The sequence below is a fragment of the Deltaproteobacteria bacterium genome (assembly GCA_013151915.1).
Classification (GTDB): domain Bacteria; phylum BMS3Abin14; class BMS3Abin14; order BMS3Abin14; family BMS3Abin14; genus BMS3ABIN14.
This window is the reverse complement of sequence record JAADHJ010000011.1, coordinates 35841-53414: the sequence shown is the minus strand read 5'-3', so window position 1 is coordinate 53414 and position 17574 is coordinate 35841. Positions and strand designations below refer to the sequence as shown.

Below are 17574 nucleotides of genomic sequence, written 5' to 3'. Positions count from 1 at the left end.
TCAGTTCCCGGGATCCCCTTCGGGTCCTTCAGCCCTCTCCCGAAGCCTTTCCAAGGTCTTGGGGCCGAGGCCGGGAATACGCAGGAGATCTTTGTCCGATGCGTTGCGTATGGCTTCCGCGTCCCCGAAACCGGATTCCTTGAGGGAATCCACGATTTTGGCTGATATGCCGGAAAAAAGGTTCTCATCCTCCGGGCCTTCTTTCCCCTGCTCTTTCTCCAACTTCTCGGCCTCTGCCTGCGATTCGCTCTTGATGGTAATGTTCCAATTGGTAAGGCGGGCTGCAAGACGGACGTTCTGCCCATTCCTCCCAATGGCCAGGGAAAGTTCCTCATCGGCGACGATGACTCCCATGCTCTTGTCCGCCTCGTTGATAATCACTCTCGTCACCTGGGCAGGGCTGAGAGAACTGCTGACAAAGAGCGCGGGATCCGAGACCCACGGGATAATATCTATCCGTTCGCCCCGCAGTTCATTGACCACGGCCTGCACCCTGGACCCCTTGACGCCGACACAGGCCCCAACGGGATCAACGTTGGGATCGTGGCTGACAACGGCGATTTTAGAACGGGCGCCGGGTTCCCTGGCCGCGCTTCGGATCTCGACGATGCCCTCGGCAACCTCCGGGACCTCCAGATCGAACAGTTTCAGGAGAAAATTAAGGGAAGACCTGGACAGGACAACCTGAGGGCCTTTGGCGACCTGCTTAACCTCAAGGATGTATGCCTTTATCCGGTCGCCCTGCTTATATCGCTCCCTTGGAACCTGTTCCTTGGCGGGAATCTCCGCCTCGGTTTTTCCAAGGTCAACGATGATCGCCCCCCTCGAAAACCCGTGGACGATGCCGTTGATAATCTCCCCGACACGTCCCGAGTAATTCTTGAAGATCATCTCCCTTTCAGCCTCCCGCAGTTTCTGCACAATGACCTGTTTGGCGGTCTGCGCGGCAATACGGCCGAACTCGTTGGCATCTATCTCTATCTCCACCTCGTCACCCGGCATGACATGGGGGTCAAGCTGTCTCGCATCAAGAAGGGATATCTCCATGGAAGGATCCCCGACCTGGAGAGCCACCTCCTTACGCTGGTAAATTTCAATCCTCCCCGTCTGGCGATCCATTCGGGCAAACATATCCGTACCCGATCCATATACCTTTCTGGCAGCGGTCACGAGGGCCGCCTCGATGGCCTCGACGAGGGATTCCTGGTCGATTCCCTTTTCCCGCTCCAGCTGAGCAAAGATAATCATTAGTTCCTGGTTAACGGTCATTCTCCATTACCCCTCTTCTTAACGCCCCCATCCGGCACAATTGCGATGCGGGCCTCTTTCCATTTCTAAAGATTGATAGGGCCGTAAAAAGTCCATTTATGACTTTTTACGAAGTCATCAAAGGCTGAAATCAAGCCTTGCGGAGGACATATCTTCCATGGGCACTTCCACCAGGGTCCCATCGGCCATCCGCACCTGCGCCATCCCGTTTTCGACGCCCTCCAGAATCCCTCGGATCTTCTTTCTTCCTGCAACCGATCGATGGGTTCTGATAAGGATCTGACGCCCCGCAAAGCGTTCAAAATCCCCCTCATTCTTCAGCGGTCTGTCAAGACCCGGAGATGAGACCTCAAGGTGATACCGAACGGAAATCGGATCTTCCACCTCAAGGTGAACGCCCAATTCCTTGCTTACCGCCGTGCAGTGAGCCACCTTCACCCCATCTTCATGATCAATGGTCACCCTCAGGACCCACCGTCCATCCTCGCTCCTGAAGGCCACATCCACCAACTCAAGGCCAAGCCGTCCGGTAATAGGCTCCACAATCCGGGTGATATAGTCTACTATGCCGTGGGTGTCCATGGCCGTGCCTCGATATCAGACCGTAAACAGCGAAGAAAAGCGAAAAGTGTCATTTTCACTTTCCTCACAAATCTTCGATTTGAGCGCCCCTAAGCGGGCGCTTTGATGACTTTTTGCAAAGTCATCAAAATTCGACCCATAAAATACAAAAGAGCGGGACTTGCCGCTCTTAAACGAAGATAACCCGGTGTTCTCAAGACCACGCACACTGCTCAGAGCCTTCTGGGTGGACTCGCAATAAATCCACCGTTAAAGAAGCGATAACCGGGTAGTATTTAGCATAACCCCATGGGCAATGCAATACCCGGAGTGGAGCAGGGATAGTCCAGGGTTCATCCGCCTTCGTTCCCTGAACTACGACGTGACAGGCCGGCGTGACAGGAAGTCCAGAGTCCAGGGTCCAGAGTCCAGAGAAAAAGCAGACGCGGGGACACGGAGCATGGAAGAGCAGTTCCTGGTACCTAGTTCCTGGTGTTTCAGGAAATGCGCGGTTTGAACTTGAATTTAACCAGGCACTAAGCACTAGGAACCAGGAACTGTCTTTACACAAACACCATTATGAAGCGGACCAGGAAATAGATCGACAGGAGCAGGAGAACAGCCCCTAAAAATACCGTGATCCTATGCTCAAGTTTTGGGGTGATGAACCTGCCGGCCTTTTTCAACGCCAGGGCCAAAACAGTCAGATAGGAGGCGATCCCCAATCCACCCGCCAGAAGAAACAGGGATGAAGATACCGCGTTGTAGCTTTGAACCAGCCCCAGGCTCTTGACAAAGGAGGCGCATACCAGCCACCAGAGCATCATGGGCGGATTGATGACGGCCAGGGAAAACCCCACAAAGAGAGACAGGCCGTAATCTTCAAGCAATACATCCTTAACCTTTATCTCTTTCCGGCTCCCGTGCCGGGTAATCGTAAAAATACCCAATATCGCCAGGATCCCCGCCCCCGCTAGCCAGAAGATCGCCTCGACCTTTCTGTTGTGCAGAAACGGCGCGAAACCGAACATGGCTATAAAACCATACATCACATCCGATATTACAGAACCCAGCACGACCATCATCGCCTGGGGCACATAACCGTTCAGGGAACGCTTTGCAATTTCTATTTGGGTGGCCCCGATGGGAATGGCTGTGAGGAATCCCATCACGTAAACCAGGGGCATCAGCAATAAGAGTTTCAATTCATAGAACCTCTAAAAAAAGAGTCCAAGGTCCAGAGTCCAGTGTCCAGAGTTTCAGTAACTTCGATACCTCGACACCTCGATAGCCAAACTTCCATACACCCATACCCCCATACCCCCGTGTCTCCGTGGCCACTCTTCCATTCGCCCATGCTCCCAAGCACTCATGTACCTCCTCGTCACCGCCTGCCCCGAGTCTCGTCGAGGGGCATCCCCGCATCCGCCTTTCCCCTCTCTGGACTCTGGACTCCGGACTCCGGACTCTGGACTCTGAAACGCGTTCCGCGTTTCAGGTAGTCTGTCACGTCCCCCGCGATCTTCTCCGTGTCCAGGTAATCAAAGCAGCGAACCTTCCGGCACGTTTTTGCCCTTTTGTTTACACATGTAATGTTTCGGCATGGGCTTTTCGAGACATAAACATTCGAAGACGCATTCTGATGCGAGGGAAGATAACCTTTCAAATTGGAATCGTACCCATAGATCCTCGAAGATGTGGCGCCGAATATTGAGAATACGGCGGTCCGGTTCCTGAAAACAGACCTGCCGGATTTTGAAACTTTCAAGGCCGATGCCAGATGGAGAGGGCCCGTATCACCCGTAATGTAAACGTCTGAGAGATCAATCAGTGCGACATAGCAATCCAGGGGAATTGATTCAGGTACGATATGTATTTTCCCCCGCATATCCGCCGGGAGCATTTCCAGGAGGGCCTGTTCAATGCCCTTCTTTACATGCCCGGCGCCCATCAGGATAGTAACGCCCCCAGCCGATCTCAGGAGTCTTTTCAACAGGTCCGCCTGATAATCCAGGGGAATCCGTGTAAACGGGGAAGTCGTATCGGGATTGTAAAGCAGTATGGGCCCTCCGTGAAAAATTCCTTCATGGACCAGAAACTCCTCTGCCTTCACCAGGGCGTCATCTGAAAGATAGACGGTCGTCCCCCTGAAGGTTCTCTTCCTTTCCAGACCTGTTATATCCGAAAGGAGCGCGTAAATGAACTGATCCGCCTGATACAGGATATTGTTTATCCGGTTTTTCTCATGGTCCCCGTACAGAAGCATATAGACCATCGCATCAGGGCCGATTACAATCGGGCCCCCGGCGCTTCCGCTGAAAACCGAAGCATCAAAAAACGGACAGAAATTGAATATGACATCGTAATCTTCCTTTTGTACAGCATCCCTCAAAGCCTCGATATCGCCGTCATCCGGTACGGGGGAACCGCTGAAAACAGGAAGAAGGACCGATATATGCGGATTGCCCTGAATCAACGGCTCTGCATTACGGTTGACGACATAGTCGATCCGCGCATCCGGGAAAAACCGCTTCAGGGCACAGACGGCCACCTGCAGGTTAACCGCATCTCCAATGTTCAGATCGCCCACCACCAATATACGGCGAAATCCATTTTTGAGTGCACGGCTCAACCTTTTCCTGCCGGCCTTCAGGGCGGATTCCAAAAGGATTCTGTTTATGGGTGAATTGGACAGAAGAAGATCCAGCAACCGCGCGCCGAACCGTGGGAATCTGTCCGTCAGCGTGGATGTCAGATGAAAAAAACTGTCTTTTATTCGTTGTGATCGCTGAATGACGCCTGCCTCGCGCCCCGGATGAGTTCTCTGACCGCCCGGACAACACCCTCCACGGGAACCTTGCTTTCCTCCCCGGTCGCCCGGTGACGCAGCTCCACGTTTCCCTCCTTCAGGCCCTTCTTACCAACCGTCACCCTGATGGGAATCCCTGTCAGGTCCGCATCGTTGAACTTGACGCCGGGACGCTCATCCCGATCATCGTACAGGACTTCCACACCCCCATCGCACAGGGCGGCATAGATCCTGTCCGCGGCCTCGTGTACCTCGGGATCGGTGATGTTCAGGCAGAGGAGGCTTGCGGCGAACGGCGCAATGGGGAGAGGCCAGATAATACCCCTTTCATCATAATTCTGTTCTATGGAAGCTGCAACGGTCCTTCCAACCCCGATTCCAAAGCAGCCCATCTCGATAGTCCTCTCCTGGCCTGTCTCATCCAGAAAGACGGCTTTCATGGCCTCACTGTATTTTTTGCCGAGGTAGAATATGTGCCCCACCTCGATCCCCCGGAGGAAAGACAACTTTCCCCCGCACCGGGGACATGGATCCCCCTCCCGGGCCTCTCTCAGGTCGGCAAAAGCCGTCACCTCAAACAGGGAAAGGTCAACACCTACCACATGGACGTCCTTCTCATTGCCGCCCGTGACGAAGTTCGACATGAAGGCAACGGCGTTGTCGGCATATACCGGAAGATCGATTCCCAGAGGACCGGCAAAACCTGTGGGGGCACCGGTGACCCTTTCCACCACTTCGGGGTCAGCCAGGTCCATGGTCTCATCGCCCAACATCCGACGTACCTTGACCGGATTGACCTCGTGGTCCCCGCGCACGAGTACGGCCACGGCCTTTTTCTCTCCCGACAGGATAATCGTCTTGACAAGATCGGTAGGTTCCAGACCGAGAAACGCCGTGACTTCGTCCACGGTCCGCCGCCCCGGGGTTTTAACTTTCCGAGTCCCCTTCCCGCCGGTACCGGGCGCCGCAGAGCCCCCGGACTTGCTCTCCCCCATAGCTTCCACGACTGGATCACCGGTGGAGGAGGCAACATCCGCCATCTCAAGGTTGGCGGCGTAATCACATGAATCACAGCTTACCACCCGGTCCTCCCCCGTATCCGCCAATACCATGAATTCATGGGACAGGCTTCCACCGATCTTTCCCGTATCGGCCTCAACAGCCCTGAACTCAAGACCACAGCGTGAGAAGATGGCCGTGTAGGCATCGTACATCGCCCTGTAGCTGGCCTCCGCCCCGTCCTTGTCCCTGTCGAAGGAATAGGCGTCCTTCATAGTGAACTCACGCCCCCTCATGAGGCCGAAACGCGGCCTGATCTCGTCCCGGAATTTTGTCTGGATCTGATAGAGCGTAACGGGCAACTGTCTGTAGGAACGGATCTCCCGCCTTACAAGGTCGGTCACGATCTCCTCGTGGGTAGGGCCGTAGCAGAATTCACGGCCATGGCGGTCTTTTATGCGAAGCAGCTCCTTTCCGTAGAAGTCCCAGCGGCCCGTTTCTCCCCAGAGTTCGGCAGGCTGAATGCTCGGGAGAATAACCTCAATGCCCCCGGCGCGGTCCATCTCCTCCCTGATGATACCCTCCACCTTCCGGATGACCCTGAGTCCCATGGGCAGGATATCGTAAATCCCGGCGGCGACTCGGCGTATCATCCCGGCCCTCAACATGAGCTGATGACTGACGATTTCAGCGTCCGCGGGCACCTCACGAAGCGTTGGAAGGAAATATTTCGAATATTTCATGAATTCTCCCGTATCGGGTTGTTAATCCCTGGTCCAGAGTCCAGTGTCCAGAGTCCAGTGTCCAGAGTCCAGAGTCCCTTACTTCTCTACCCCCTGTGCCTTCGTCCACTTCTGCTCCAGTCTTCTCACCTCATCCATCAAAGCATCCACGGCCTCGTGGAGTCCCACCTTCCCTTTAACCTTCCCCTCCACGAAAAGGATGGCGACGCCTTTCCCCCCTGCGATGCCCGCGTCGGATTCCCGGGCCTCTCCCGGCCCATTTACGGGACATCCCATTACGGCCACCTTCAGCGGAGCGGATATGTCCCTCAACCGCTTTTCCACCTCGGCGGCCAGACCCGCCACGTCCACCTCGGTTCGGGCGCAGGTTGGGCAGGCCACAACCCATGGACCGCCCCTCATTCCCAGGGACTGAAGGATCTCGATGCCGGCTCGGACCTCGGGAACCGGGTCCCCCGACAGGGAAACCCTGAGCGTGTCGCCTATTCCCTCTGAAAGAAGAAGCCCCAGAGCCACAGAAGTCCTCACCGAGCCGCAAAGGGCGGTACCTGCCTCAGTAACACCGATATGGAGCGGATAATCGACCTCCTCGGACAGGAGGCGATAGGCTTCCACCGTTTCCATGGGGCCGGACGCCTTGACGGAGAGTTTGAGTTCGTGAAACCCCATCCCCTCCACCAGGTCCACGGAGCGCAGACAGCTTTCCACCAGCGCCCCGGGGGTTGGGTGCCCATATGACTTGAGGATATCCCTCTCGAGGGATCCGGCGTTGACACCGATCCTGACGGAAGCTCCCTTATCCGCGGCGGCCCTGATCACTTCCCCGACTTTTTTTACCGACCCGATGTTGCCCGGATTTATTCTCACGCCGTCGGCCCCGGCGTCAAGGGCCCCGACGGCAAGACGGTAGTCAAAATGGATATCGGCGACCAGGGGAACCCTCACGTTGGCCCTCAGCCGGGCAAAACCTTCGAGGGAAGGGATGTCGGGGACGGAAATTCGAATGATATCACATCCCGCCTGGGCGAGGGCCTGCACCTGGGCCAGTGTTCCATCCACATCCGCGGTGGGCGTATTCGTCATGGACTGAACGGAGACCGGGGCCTCTCCCCCCACCGCAACGCGCCCAACCTCAATACTCCGGGTAAGCCTCCGGGGGGCCGTCACACTGTTTGCCGGCAAGGTCATCTGCCCGAAAAAAGCCGCAGTATATCATTGTAGGAAACGACGACAATGAGAAGGATAAGAAGAGCGAACCCTATCCGCTGGGCGGTCTCACGAACATGAGGAGTAAGGGGCCTTCCCTTGATCTTTTCCAATCCCAGGAAGAAAAGGTGCCCGCCGTCGAGTACCGGGACAGGCAGTAGATTGAGAATTCCAAGCTGCAGGCTTAAAAACGCCATAAACGCGATAAACTCGGAAAGGCCGGCCCGGGCCGCCTGGCCGGTCACCTGGAAGATCATGATTGGACCGCCCAGAAATTTTATGGAGGCGTGGAGGGTGATCATGTCCCATAGGAAGCCGAAGGTCAGTTTCAGCAGCTCAATGTTTCGCTTAAACCCCCTGGAAATGGACTCCATGAACCCGAACCGCCGGGTGATTGTTTCACTCTTGGGTGAAATACCGATAAAACCCCGTCCGGTTTTTTCGTCCAGACGGGGGGTCACCTGAACCTGCAGTTTCTCGCTGCCCCTTTTCACCACGACGGTGATGGTTTTATCGGGGCTTCCGTGAATGACCTGGGCCATTTCGTTCCAGTGGGTAACGGGCAGCCCTCCAACAGCCAGAATCAGGTCTCCCTCCTTTATCCCGGACTTCTCAGCGGGATATCCGGGCGCGAGGGAACCGACAACAGGAGCCATGGGGGGGAAAACACCGAGCCCGCTGTTCCCTTTAAGGTCCTTTCCCGCCACGACGATGGAAAGCGTACGGTTGTCCCTGACCAGGTCAACGGTGGCCGTCTCACCGGCGGCTGCGGATACGGCCTTGAAAAGGGCCTCCCAGTCGCCGGTCTTCTCTCCGTTAAACCTGACCACAAGGTCCCCGGGCCGGAGCCCGGCCGCCTCCGCAGGACTATCGGGGGCAACCCAACCCACTTCAACGGGCCGCTCAAAGAAGGCCGGGATGTTGATCCCGATCATGAACATCATGGGCATCAGGATGAAAGCGAGGATGAGGTTCATGACAGGTCCCGCCGCGACGATTCCAGCCCGCTGTCCCGGGGAACGGGTACTGTACATCTTTGGATCCTGCGGATCTGCGACCTCATCAGGGTCCTCCCCCCGCAGTTTGACGTAGCCTCCAAGGGGAATCCACGAGACGCAGTATTCCGTGTCTCCTTTTTTTACCCCGAACATCTTCGGGGGAAAACCTAAGGAGAACCTGTCAACTCCAACCCCCATGGCTTTTGCCACCAGGAAATGGCCTGACTCATGAACGAGAACAAGGATGCCAAGGACTGCTATAAAAGAAAGGATGGTAGTCATGGTTTAAATTTCAACTCCCTGATAATGGACCGTGCGGCCTTCCTGGCCCAACGGTCGCAGTGGAGGATCTCGGTCAGTTTTGATTCATCGGCAGGCGGGGTCTGATCCATGACCTTCCGGACAACGACCTGTATTTTTCTGAACGGAAGCTTCCCATCCAGGAAAGACTCAACAGCCACCTCGTTAGCGGCGTTCATGGCCGCCGGCACGCCTCCGCCGGCCGTCAAGGCATCATAGGCCAGCTTGAGACACGGAAACTGCTGTGCATCCGGCCTGAAAAATTCGAGGTTTCTTACCGCCGCGAGATCCAGTGATTTGAACGGCAAAGGCATCCTGTCGGGATAGGAAAGAGCGAAGGAAATGGGAATACGCATATCGGTTATCCCCATCTGGGCAAGGGTCGAGCCATCCACAAACTCCACCATGCTGTGAACGACGCTCTGGGGATGAATCAAGGTGTCAATGGATTCCCCGTTAAGCCCGAATAACCAGCTTGCCTCAATAATCTCAAACCCTTTGTTCATCATGGTCGCCGAGTCAACCGTGACTTTGGGGCCCATCTTCCAGCGAGGGTGATCCAGGGCCATTTCCGGGGTTACCCCATCAAGAAATCTTGAGTCCTTTCCAAAGAAGGGCCCCCCCGACGCGGTCAGGATCAGCTTGCGGACACCCTTTCGGTCCTGTCCAAGGAGGACCTGGAAGATAGCGGAGTGTTCGCTGTCCACAGGAAGGAGACGCGCTCCATGCCGTTCCGCCTCCATGGTAATGGCGGCTCCCGCCGCCACCAGGGCCTCCTTGTTGGCCAACGCTACGACCTTGCCGGCGCTAACCGCGGCGAAGGTCGGCATTATACCGGCAGCCCCTACGGCGGAGGAGACCACAATATCCGCTTCCCGGAGCGTCGCGGCCTCAAGGATTCCATCGAGCCCCGAGAGAACGGTTATCCCGGTTCCAACAAGCATCTCTTCCGCACGTGCCGCCGATTCCTCATTAAAAAGGGACACAAGAAGCGGGTGAAACCGCCTCGCCTGTCCGACTATCCCCTCGAAATCGGAGTTGGAAGCCAGCGCTACAACCTTGATATTCTGTGGAATACGCCCGGCAACGTCAAGGGTGTTTCTGCCGATGGATCCCGTTGAACCGATGAGCGATAACCGCCTCATCAAAACCCGCTCCGGGAAAGTTGGACGAGGTAATAGAAAACGGGAACAGCGAACAGAAGAGAGTCAATCCGATCCAGTATACCTCCGTGCCCCGGGATGAGGGAGCCTGAGTCCTTCACGGAGGCACCCCTCTTAATGGCCGATTCCACCAGATCCCCCAACTGCCCGGCAAAAGCGATTATCAGGCCGGCTGCCATAATAAAACTCAGGCTCCAGTTGAGGGAAGACAGGTAATAGAAGGCCACCGAAACCGGCAGGGAGGAAACCAGGCCGGCCAGAAAACCCTCCACTGATTTATTGGGGCTGACGGTGGGCGCCAGCTTCCTCTTGCCGAAGGCGCTCCCGAAAAGATAGGCGGAGGTATCACACGTCCAGATAACGAGGAGGAGATAAAACAGGGCTATCGGACCCTGGGAGCCTCCCAGGAAAAGGACCGCGTGGGTGAGTGCCCATACGGGAAAAACGAGGACGAAAACACCGTTCGCAATGCCCCGAGCCGCACCCTTGGCCCGATACCCGACAAGACCGGCGATCATAAGGATCAGGACCGAGGCGGCCAAACCGGATGCCAGTCCGGTTTCCCCGCCCTTCCAGGCACATGCGGGCATAATGAAAGCCCCAAGGATTGCCATACCCGTCGGGAAGGATTCCCCGGGGGCGACCAATTTCCTCATCTCCACTACGGCGATGACGTTAATGGCGGCCACCAGGATGACACCAACGAGGGGGGGAGCAGCCAGAAGGATCAGGAGGACGGCCGGACCCAGGACCAATGCCGACAGGACACGTTTCATTTCAGGTTCCTCACCTGTCCGGACGTCATGCCGAAACGCCGTTCCCGCCGGCTGTACTCCTCTAACGCAAGCTGAAGGTCCTCCCTGGAAAAATCCGGCCAGAGCTTATCGGTTATGTACAGCTCGGCGTAGGCGATCTGCCACAGGAGGAAGTTGCTGATTCTCATCTCCCCGCTTGTCCTTATGAGAAGGTCGGGATCCGGAATCCCGGAAGTGGCCAGGCAGGCGCCGAAGGCATCCTCATCGAGGGCGTCCATATCGCCCCCCGATCTCAGGACCTCCTCGGCGAAACGTCTGGCGGCATCCAGGATGTCCTGACGTCCGCTGTAGCTCAGGGCGAGAATAAGAGTGGTTCCATCGTTGCCCGCTGAATCGTCCACAACCTTGTCGAGTGTTTTTTTCACATTTTCGGGGATGTCGGCAGTCCTGCCGATGGTCATCAGCCGGATGTTATTCCTCATGAAGGTTTTAAGCTCTCTTTTGAGGAACTGGTCGAGAAGGGTCATAAGGCCCCCCACCTCATCGTGAGGCCTTCTCCAATTCTCCCGGGAGAAGGCGAAGAGGGTCAGGTACTTCACGCCCTGCCTCGCGCATTCCTCGACCACGGTCCGAACGGCCTGGACTCCCGCCCGATGGCCGGCGATCCGGGGAAGCCCGCGGGCCTCGGCCCACCTTCCGTTGCCATCCATGATAATGGCGATATGGCCGGGTATCTTAACACTCACGGGATATAGGAACCTGCTGGTTCGGGGGGATGTTGGGCCGGCGAGACCTTAGACCTCGAGGATCTCTTTTTCCTTGTTTCGGAAAGCATTGTCCACCTTCGCAATGAACCGATCCGTTATCTTCTGTATCTCATCCTGGGCCCGCCGAAGATCGTCCTCGGAGATCATCTTTTCCTTTTCATAATTCTTGGCCTCAGCGATGGAGTCCCTTCGGAGGTTCCGGATGGCGACCTTGCAATCCTCGCCGTAGCGTTTGGCCACTTTTACGAGCTGAACACGCCTCTCCTCGGTTAGAGCGGGTATGGGAATCCGTATGACCTTCCCGTCATTCGAAGGTGTCAGACCCAGGTCCGAACGCATGATGCTCTTCTCGATATCCTTGATCAGGGACGGATCCCAGGGCTGGATAACGATCAGACGGCTTTCCGGGATGGAGAGGGTGGCCACCTGGTTGAGAGGGGTTGGTGAATCGTAATAATCGACGGTGATACCGTCAAGGATGGCAAGGGAAGCCCTTCCGGTGCGGAGGGTCGCCAGCTCCCTTCCAAGGGATTCAATGGATCTGCCCATATTGTTTTCCGCATCCTGGTAGAGTTCCTTGAGCATCACTCTTCCTCCCCTGTCACCATTGTCCCGACAGGTTCCCCCAACACCGCCTTTATCATGTTCCCGCGTTCCTTCAGATTGAATACCACGATAGGCATATGGTTGTCCATGCACAGGGCAATGGCGGTGGCATCCATGACCATCAACCCTCTGTTCAGAACATCCTTAAAGGTCAACCTGTCGAACTTTTCGGCCTGGGGGTGAGTCATGGGATCCTGGGAATACACCCCATCCACCTTCGTAGCCTTCATGAGTATATCCGCACCGATCTCCATGGCGCGAAGGGCGGCGGCCGTATCGGTTGTAAAAAACGGGTTGCCCGTTCCGGCGGCGAAGATGACTACCCTTCCCTTCTCCAGATGCCTGATGGCCTTTCGCCGTATGTAGGCTTCGGCGACCTGGCTCATCCCGATTGCGGACTGAATCCTCGTTGGAACCCCAAGGTTTTCAAGGGTGCTCTGAAAGGCGAGGGCGTTGATCACCGTTGCGATCATCCCCATGTAATCCCCGGTTGTACGTCCAATGACCGAACCACTGTCGGCGGCGCCTCTGAAAATATTCCCACCGCCGATAACCACGGCAACGTCCACTCCCATACTGTGGACCTCCGCAACCTCCCTGGCGATGATCTCAACCTCCGAAAAATCAAGCCCGGCCTGTCGCGACCCGAGGAGCGCCTCTCCGCTTAACTTCAGGATAACCCGCTTATATTTTGACCTGGCTTTGCTCAATTTTGACAACCTCGCAACAAGTCTCTTCGATTCTTTTTCCTTCGGTGGGGAATGGCTTCCTTCCCCTACCTCGCGGGCTAGCTAACAGGCAGCCGTTTTTTCCTGTCCTTCACCGATTTCAAAACGGGCGAAACGCCGTATCTGAACGTTCTCACCCAACTTTCCGGCTACTGATTTGACATAATCCAGGACCTTGGTTCCTTTCTCCCTTATGAATTCCTGATCCTCCAGGCAGATTTCCTGAAGGTATTTGTCAATTTTCCCGTCAACGATCTTGTCGACAATCTTCTCGGGTTTGCCCGATTCTGTGGCCTGAGCCCTGTAAATCTCGCGTTCCTTGTTCAAGAGGTCCTCCGGAACCTCATCGGCCCGCAGGTACAGCGGATTGGCCGCGGCCACCTGCATTGCCAAGTCTGAGACAAGGTCCTTGAAATCATCGGTTCTGGCCACGAAATCGGTCTCGCAATTTACCTCGATGAGAACCCCGATCTTGCCGCCCATGTGGATGTAGGATCCAACAACTCCCTCGCTGGCCTGTTTACCGGCCCTCTTCCCCGCTGCTGACAGACCCTTCTTGCGAAGGAAGGCGACGGCCTTCTCGGCATCCCCATCGGACTCCACGAGGGCCGTCTTGCAATCCATAAAACCGGCCCCGGTTTTTTCCCTGAGTTCCTTAACCATTGATGCACTGATCCCCATCACTTTTCCTCCTCACCGGCTGTCTCCGGTTCTTCAACGGCCGGCTCACCGACCGCGGCATCGGCCTCTTCATTCACGTCTGGTACCGGTTTATCGTCCGGGGCATCGGCGCCGGTGACCATACCCAGATCGTCAGCCCCTACAAGCTGTTGTCCCTCGATCACTGCGTCGGCTATCTTTGAAGCGAAAAGCCGAATGGACCGTATGGCATCGTCGTTGCCGGGGATGACGTAGTCCACCAGGTCCGGATCACAGTTTGTGTCAACCACGGCGATGAGAGGGATACCGAGCTTGCGAACCTCTTTTACCGCGATTTCCTCTCTCTTAGGATCCACGATAAAGACCGCGTCGGGAAGTTTGCCCATGTCTTTAACGCCCTCAAGGTTGCGGGCCAGTTTGTCCTTCTCTTTCTGCAGACCCAGGATCTCCTTTTTGGTAATGCCGCCCCAATCCTGTTCCTTATCCATGGCCTGAATCATTTTCAGGCGGGCAACGCTCTTCTTTATGGTGGCAAAATTGGTGAGAAGCCCACCGAGCCACCGGTGATTTACATAGGGCATCTGGCAACGCCCTGATTCCTCGACAATAGAGTCCTGTGCCTGTTTCTTCGTCCCCACGAAAAGGATAACCCCTCCCTCCGAGGACAGCTCACGGACGAATCTGTAGGCCTCTTTGAAACACCGCAGGGTCTTCTGCAGATCTATAATGTAGATCCCGTTGCGATCACCGAAAATATATTTCGCCATCTTCGGGTTCCACCGGCGGGTCTGATGGCCGAAATGCACCCCCGCTTCAAGAAGCTGCTTCATTGTAATAATCGCCATTACTTCCTCCTGTTCCGTTCGGTTTTTTCCACCGCCCGTTCATCCCCATCGAGAACCACACCAGACCCTTCCAGCCCGGACGAAAGCTCCGCGCATCGAGCATTTCGGCCAAGGGTTTCAGGGCAACGGCGGGCACCACTCGCAAGGTCCAGGGCGTGCGTCATTATAAATGAAGTCATCAAACAGTTTTAAGTATCAGAAATCAGTCAAGGCCGCAATGGGAAACGACAGGTCTCACAGGCGTGCTGCATCAACTTCGATATTCGCAGTTGATCCTGACATACTCCTCCGTAAGGTCGGTTGTAAGCATGGATGCCGCGCCCGTGCCGGAACCCAGGGAGATCCTGATGGTATAACTGTCCCGAACCATGATCTTAGCCGCATCCTCCTCCCGGTATCCTGACACAGGTTCACCTCCCCGCAATACGGCTACGTCCCCTATGGACAGGGAAAGGTCCTCGGGGTGAACCCCGGCGCCGGAATACCCCACTGCGACGGCAATCCTGCCCCAATTGGGGTCGGCGGCGGCAAGGGCGGTCTTCACCAGCAGGCTTTGGGCTACGGCACGGGCGACGAGTTTTGCCTGGGAGTTATCATCGGCTCCGACCACCAGCACTTCCACGACCCTGTCGGCCCCTTCGCCGTCCGCAACGACCTGTCTTGCCAATGCCCGACAAACCTCGCCGACTCCATCTCTGAAAAGATGTCTGTCCCTATCGCTGCCAAGCGCGGGTCCCATGCCGGAAGCCAGCATCAGGACGGTGTCGTTTGTGCTTGTGTCACCGTCAACCGTTACGGCATTAAAGCTCCCCTCCACGGCATCGTACAGGGTCCCATGAAGTTCTCCGGGGGGAACGGCCGCGTCCGTAAGAATGAAGGCGAGCATGGTTGCCATATTCGGGGCAATCATCCCTGCCCCTTTGGCGACACCCAGGACCCTGACAGGACCGCTTGAAAGGTCCAGATCCACAGCGGACGTCTTGCTGCGCGTGTCCGAGGTCAGGATGGCCCTTGAGAATATCTCCATCCCATCCTCGGAAAGCCCCATGACAAGGGGATCAAGGGCAGCACCCATATCTTTAATGGGCAGGGGAACCCCGACAACCCCGGTGGAACTGTTCAGAACCGATTCTTCGGAAATTCCCAGGAGCCGGCCCACATCCCGACAGAGCTTCCGGGCGTTTTCCATCCCCGCCTGTCCTGTCATGCAGTTGGCGTTTCCACTGTTGACAAGAACCGCCCTCGCGGTGCCTATTTCCAGCCTCTCCCGGCACAGGACCACAGGTGCGGCGGCCATGCTGTTGCCGGTAAAGACTCCCGCGGCCGACGCATCGGTTGAACAAAAGATCAGCCCCATATCCAGGCGTCCATCTCCCTTTTTACGAATATCACCGGATACGGCGGAGGCGGAAAACCCCGCAACCTTGAAATTTCTTACAGGTCCCATCGTCTATTCTTTCTTTCCGGGGAGAAGAATGTGGAATGTGCTTCCTTCTCCCTTACTGCTCTCTGCCCACAGTGCCCCATCCTGGAGCTCCAGGATGGTCCTGGCTATGGGCAGCCCCAGGCCGATTCCCGTGGGTTTGGTCGTCATGATATCTCCAAGCTGCCGGAACTTCTCGAAGATAACAGGAATCTCCTCCGCCGACATCCCTTCACCCAGGTCGGAGACCATGACCTCCACCCATCCGTCGGCAATGTCTTTGGTTTTTCCCAGGTCGGCGTAGGCTGCATAGACCGGAACGGTGGGCAAATCATCGTGCCAGCAGCCTGAGATTGCTATGGGTGTATCCTCAGGGGAGAATTTCACGGAGTTCTCCAGAATAAGGCCGAGGGCACGGGTGAAAAGAGTACGATCGGTATAAACACGGGCTCCCCGGAACCCGGAATGATCCTCCCTGACATCGCGTTCATGCAAGGTGCCTTCGAGGGCAGCCACCGCCTGGGAGACGGCGGATTGAAGGGGAATAAAACCCCGGTTCATCCCACTTCGCCCGGCCTCCAGACGAAACAGCTCCAGCATCCTGTCAATCAGATGGTTCAACAGGCCGGCGGACGTCTCGATGCGCCCGGCGTAATCGGCCAGGTCCTCCGATTTCCCCTGCACATCCAGCCCGTACAGCAGGTTCGCAAACCCCATAATCGAGGTCAATGGGGTCTTCAGTTCGTGAGAGATATTGAGAATCAGTTCGGTTTTATCCTTGTCCAGCCGAACGAGTTCCTGGTGGGCCTTCTCTAACGCCTGGGCCTTTTCCTCCAGACCTTTAAAGAGCCTCGTGTTGTCAACCGCCATGGCGACCTGGGCCGCGATGGTTACCAGAAGGTCCAGATCGGACCTGGTAAAGGCCTCTCCGTTGGTCTTATTATTGGCATTGATGACGCCCAGCACATTGTCGCCGTGCATGAGCGGGACACACAGGGCGGACTGGGTGGAATACTGTTTTCTGAATTTGGACGGTTTGAACCGATCATCCTTACTGATGTCATTGATAAGGACCGGTTCTCCGGTCTGGGCCACATATCCGGATATTCCGGAGCCAAGAGGCATCTGCGCCTTCCCGACAATCTCCTTCGGCAGCCCCATGGCCGCAGCGATGGTGAGATGATCCCCTTCAATGATCATCAGTGAGGCTGTCTCGATCTGAAGGGTTTCGGCCACGGCTTCAACCGTCTTCTGGAAGAGGACCTGCAGCATATCCCGGCTGGAGGACTCGCCAAGCTGCCTGAGGGTAAGCAGTTCCCTGGCCCAGGACTGCGACCGGACGATGATATGCTCGTTCTCGATGGACCGCCGGTAATCTGAAAATGCACTTTCGACCACATTCAGCAGCCTGTCCCGATTGATGGGCTTATAGAGAAAATCAAAGGCACCGCCCCTGATCATCTCGACCGCGTCATCAAAAGATCTGTATCCGCTCATACAGATAACGGGAAGGAGCCTGTTGCCGGCCTTAACCCTGCGAAGCAAACCGATGCCTGTCAGGCCATCCATAACGACACCTGTAATCACAATGTCCCAGGCCCCTTCCCCAAAGATCTCCAGGGCCTCCGCGCCCCCGGTCGCCCCCTTTGTATCCATGCCGTCGGAACGCAGGATTTCAAGGACTATCTCGAGAGTCACGCGGTCATTGTCCACCACCAGGACTCTTGGTTTATCAGGCAATG

General features: G+C 56.2%; 17 protein-coding genes. All 17 read right to left on the bottom strand.

The annotated features are described in order from the left end of the window. On the bottom strand, nucleotides 1-1269 hold the full coding sequence (gene nusA, locus GXP52_03105; protein ID NOY86275.1) for a transcription termination/antitermination protein NusA: 1269 nt from the start codon (nucleotides 1267-1269) through the stop codon (nucleotides 1-3). A 117-nt stretch (nucleotides 1270-1386) separates the two neighbouring features. Continuing rightward, nucleotides 1387-1851, bottom strand: coding sequence for a ribosome maturation factor RimP (locus GXP52_03100; protein ID NOY86274.1), 465 nt, complete (start codon nucleotides 1849-1851; stop codon nucleotides 1387-1389). A gap of 542 nt (nucleotides 1852-2393) precedes the next feature. After that, nucleotides 2394-3035, bottom strand: coding sequence for a LysE family transporter (locus GXP52_03095; protein ID NOY86273.1), 642 nt, complete (start codon nucleotides 3033-3035; stop codon nucleotides 2394-2396). Between the two features lie 179 nt (nucleotides 3036-3214). Continuing rightward, nucleotides 3215-4540, bottom strand: a complete 1326-nt coding sequence (locus GXP52_03090; GenBank protein NOY86272.1) for a glycosyltransferase family 9 protein — start codon at nucleotides 4538-4540, stop codon at nucleotides 3215-3217. Nucleotides 4541-4602: 62 nt separating this feature from the next. Next, nucleotides 4603-6381, bottom strand: coding sequence for a proline--tRNA ligase (locus tag GXP52_03085; protein NOY86271.1), 1779 nt, complete (start codon nucleotides 6379-6381; stop codon nucleotides 4603-4605). Nucleotides 6382-6459: 78 nt separating this feature from the next. Then, nucleotides 6460-7569: a flavodoxin-dependent (E)-4-hydroxy-3-methylbut-2-enyl-diphosphate synthase gene (gene ispG / locus GXP52_03080; GenBank protein ID NOY86270.1), complete on the bottom strand. Its 1110-nt coding sequence runs from the start codon at nucleotides 7567-7569 to the stop codon at nucleotides 6460-6462. Then, nucleotides 7566-8867, bottom strand: a complete 1302-nt coding sequence (gene rseP / locus GXP52_03075) for an RIP metalloprotease RseP (protein ID NOY86269.1) — start codon at nucleotides 8865-8867, stop codon at nucleotides 7566-7568. Before rseP ends, ispG begins: the two co-directional genes overlap by 4 nt. After that, on the bottom strand, nucleotides 8864-10030 hold the full coding sequence (locus GXP52_03070; protein NOY86268.1) for a 1-deoxy-D-xylulose-5-phosphate reductoisomerase: 1167 nt from the start codon (nucleotides 10028-10030) through the stop codon (nucleotides 8864-8866). Before GXP52_03070 ends, rseP begins: the two co-directional genes overlap by 4 nt. Then, nucleotides 10030-10824: a phosphatidate cytidylyltransferase gene (locus GXP52_03065; GenBank protein ID NOY86267.1), complete on the bottom strand. Its 795-nt coding sequence runs from the start codon at nucleotides 10822-10824 to the stop codon at nucleotides 10030-10032. Before GXP52_03065 ends, GXP52_03070 begins: the two co-directional genes overlap by 1 nt. Continuing rightward, nucleotides 10821-11513, bottom strand: coding sequence for a di-trans,poly-cis-decaprenylcistransferase (gene uppS, locus GXP52_03060; protein ID NOY86266.1), 693 nt, complete (start codon nucleotides 11511-11513; stop codon nucleotides 10821-10823). Before uppS ends, GXP52_03065 begins: the two co-directional genes overlap by 4 nt. An 84-nt stretch (nucleotides 11514-11597) precedes the next feature. Next, on the bottom strand, nucleotides 11598-12155 hold the full coding sequence (gene frr / locus GXP52_03055; protein NOY86265.1) for a ribosome recycling factor: 558 nt from the start codon (nucleotides 12153-12155) through the stop codon (nucleotides 11598-11600). Continuing rightward, nucleotides 12155-12886, bottom strand: a complete 732-nt coding sequence (locus tag GXP52_03050) for a UMP kinase (GenBank protein NOY86264.1) — start codon at nucleotides 12884-12886, stop codon at nucleotides 12155-12157. The genes frr and GXP52_03050 overlap by 1 nt, the downstream gene beginning before the upstream one ends. Before the next feature lie 81 nt (nucleotides 12887-12967). After that, on the bottom strand, nucleotides 12968-13588 hold the full coding sequence (gene tsf, locus GXP52_03045) for a translation elongation factor Ts (protein NOY86263.1): 621 nt from the start codon (nucleotides 13586-13588) through the stop codon (nucleotides 12968-12970). Beyond that, nucleotides 13585-14409 carry a 30S ribosomal protein S2 gene (rpsB, locus tag GXP52_03040; GenBank protein NOY86262.1) on the bottom strand — a complete coding sequence of 275 codons (825 nt, stop codon included), beginning with the start codon at nucleotides 14407-14409 and terminating at the stop codon, nucleotides 13585-13587. The genes tsf and rpsB overlap by 4 nt, the downstream gene beginning before the upstream one ends. Continuing rightward, complete coding sequence (locus GXP52_03035; protein NOY86261.1) at nucleotides 14409-14573, bottom strand: hypothetical protein; 165 nt, start codon at nucleotides 14571-14573, stop codon at nucleotides 14409-14411. The genes rpsB and GXP52_03035 overlap by 1 nt, the downstream gene beginning before the upstream one ends. An 86-nt stretch (nucleotides 14574-14659) precedes the next feature. Continuing rightward, on the bottom strand, nucleotides 14660-15856 hold the full coding sequence (gene argJ, locus GXP52_03030) for a bifunctional glutamate N-acetyltransferase/amino-acid acetyltransferase ArgJ (protein ID NOY86260.1): 1197 nt from the start codon (nucleotides 15854-15856) through the stop codon (nucleotides 14660-14662). A gap of 3 nt (nucleotides 15857-15859) precedes the next feature. Then, nucleotides 15860-17572: a GAF domain-containing protein gene (locus GXP52_03025; GenBank protein ID NOY86259.1), complete on the bottom strand. Its 1713-nt coding sequence runs from the start codon at nucleotides 17570-17572 to the stop codon at nucleotides 15860-15862. Nucleotides 17573-17574: the final 2 nt, after the last annotated feature.

Excerpts from the sequence above, each read along its gene's own strand:
- nusA (NOY86275.1), bottom strand. The coding sequence starts at position 1,269 with ATGACCGTTAACCAGGAACTAATGATTATCTTTGCTCAGCTGGAGCGG.
- GXP52_03100 (NOY86274.1), bottom strand. The coding sequence starts at position 1,851 with ATGGACACCCACGGCATAGTAGACTATATCACCCGGATTGTGGAGCCT.
- GXP52_03085 (NOY86271.1), bottom strand. The coding sequence starts at position 6,381 with ATGAAATATTCGAAATATTTCCTTCCAACGCTTCGTGAGGTGCCCGCG.
- ispG (NOY86270.1), bottom strand. The coding sequence starts at position 7,569 with ATGACCTTGCCGGCAAACAGTGTGACGGCCCCCCGGAGGCTTACCCGG.
- rseP (NOY86269.1), bottom strand. The coding sequence starts at position 8,867 with ATGACTACCATCCTTTCTTTTATAGCAGTCCTTGGCATCCTTGTTCTC.
- GXP52_03070 (NOY86268.1), bottom strand. The coding sequence starts at position 10,030 with ATGAGGCGGTTATCGCTCATCGGTTCAACGGGATCCATCGGCAGAAAC.
- GXP52_03065 (NOY86267.1), bottom strand. The coding sequence starts at position 10,824 with ATGAAACGTGTCCTGTCGGCATTGGTCCTGGGTCCGGCCGTCCTCCTG.
- uppS (NOY86266.1), bottom strand. The coding sequence starts at position 11,513 with ATGGATGGCAACGGAAGGTGGGCCGAGGCCCGCGGGCTTCCCCGGATC.
- frr (NOY86265.1), bottom strand. The coding sequence starts at position 12,155 with ATGCTCAAGGAACTCTACCAGGATGCGGAAAACAATATGGGCAGATCC.
- rpsB (NOY86262.1), bottom strand. The coding sequence starts at position 14,409 with ATGGCGATTATTACAATGAAGCAGCTTCTTGAAGCGGGGGTGCATTTC.
- GXP52_03035 (NOY86261.1), bottom strand. The coding sequence starts at position 14,573 with ATGACGCACGCCCTGGACCTTGCGAGTGGTGCCCGCCGTTGCCCTGAA.
- argJ (NOY86260.1), bottom strand. The coding sequence starts at position 15,856 with ATGGGACCTGTAAGAAATTTCAAGGTTGCGGGGTTTTCCGCCTCCGCC.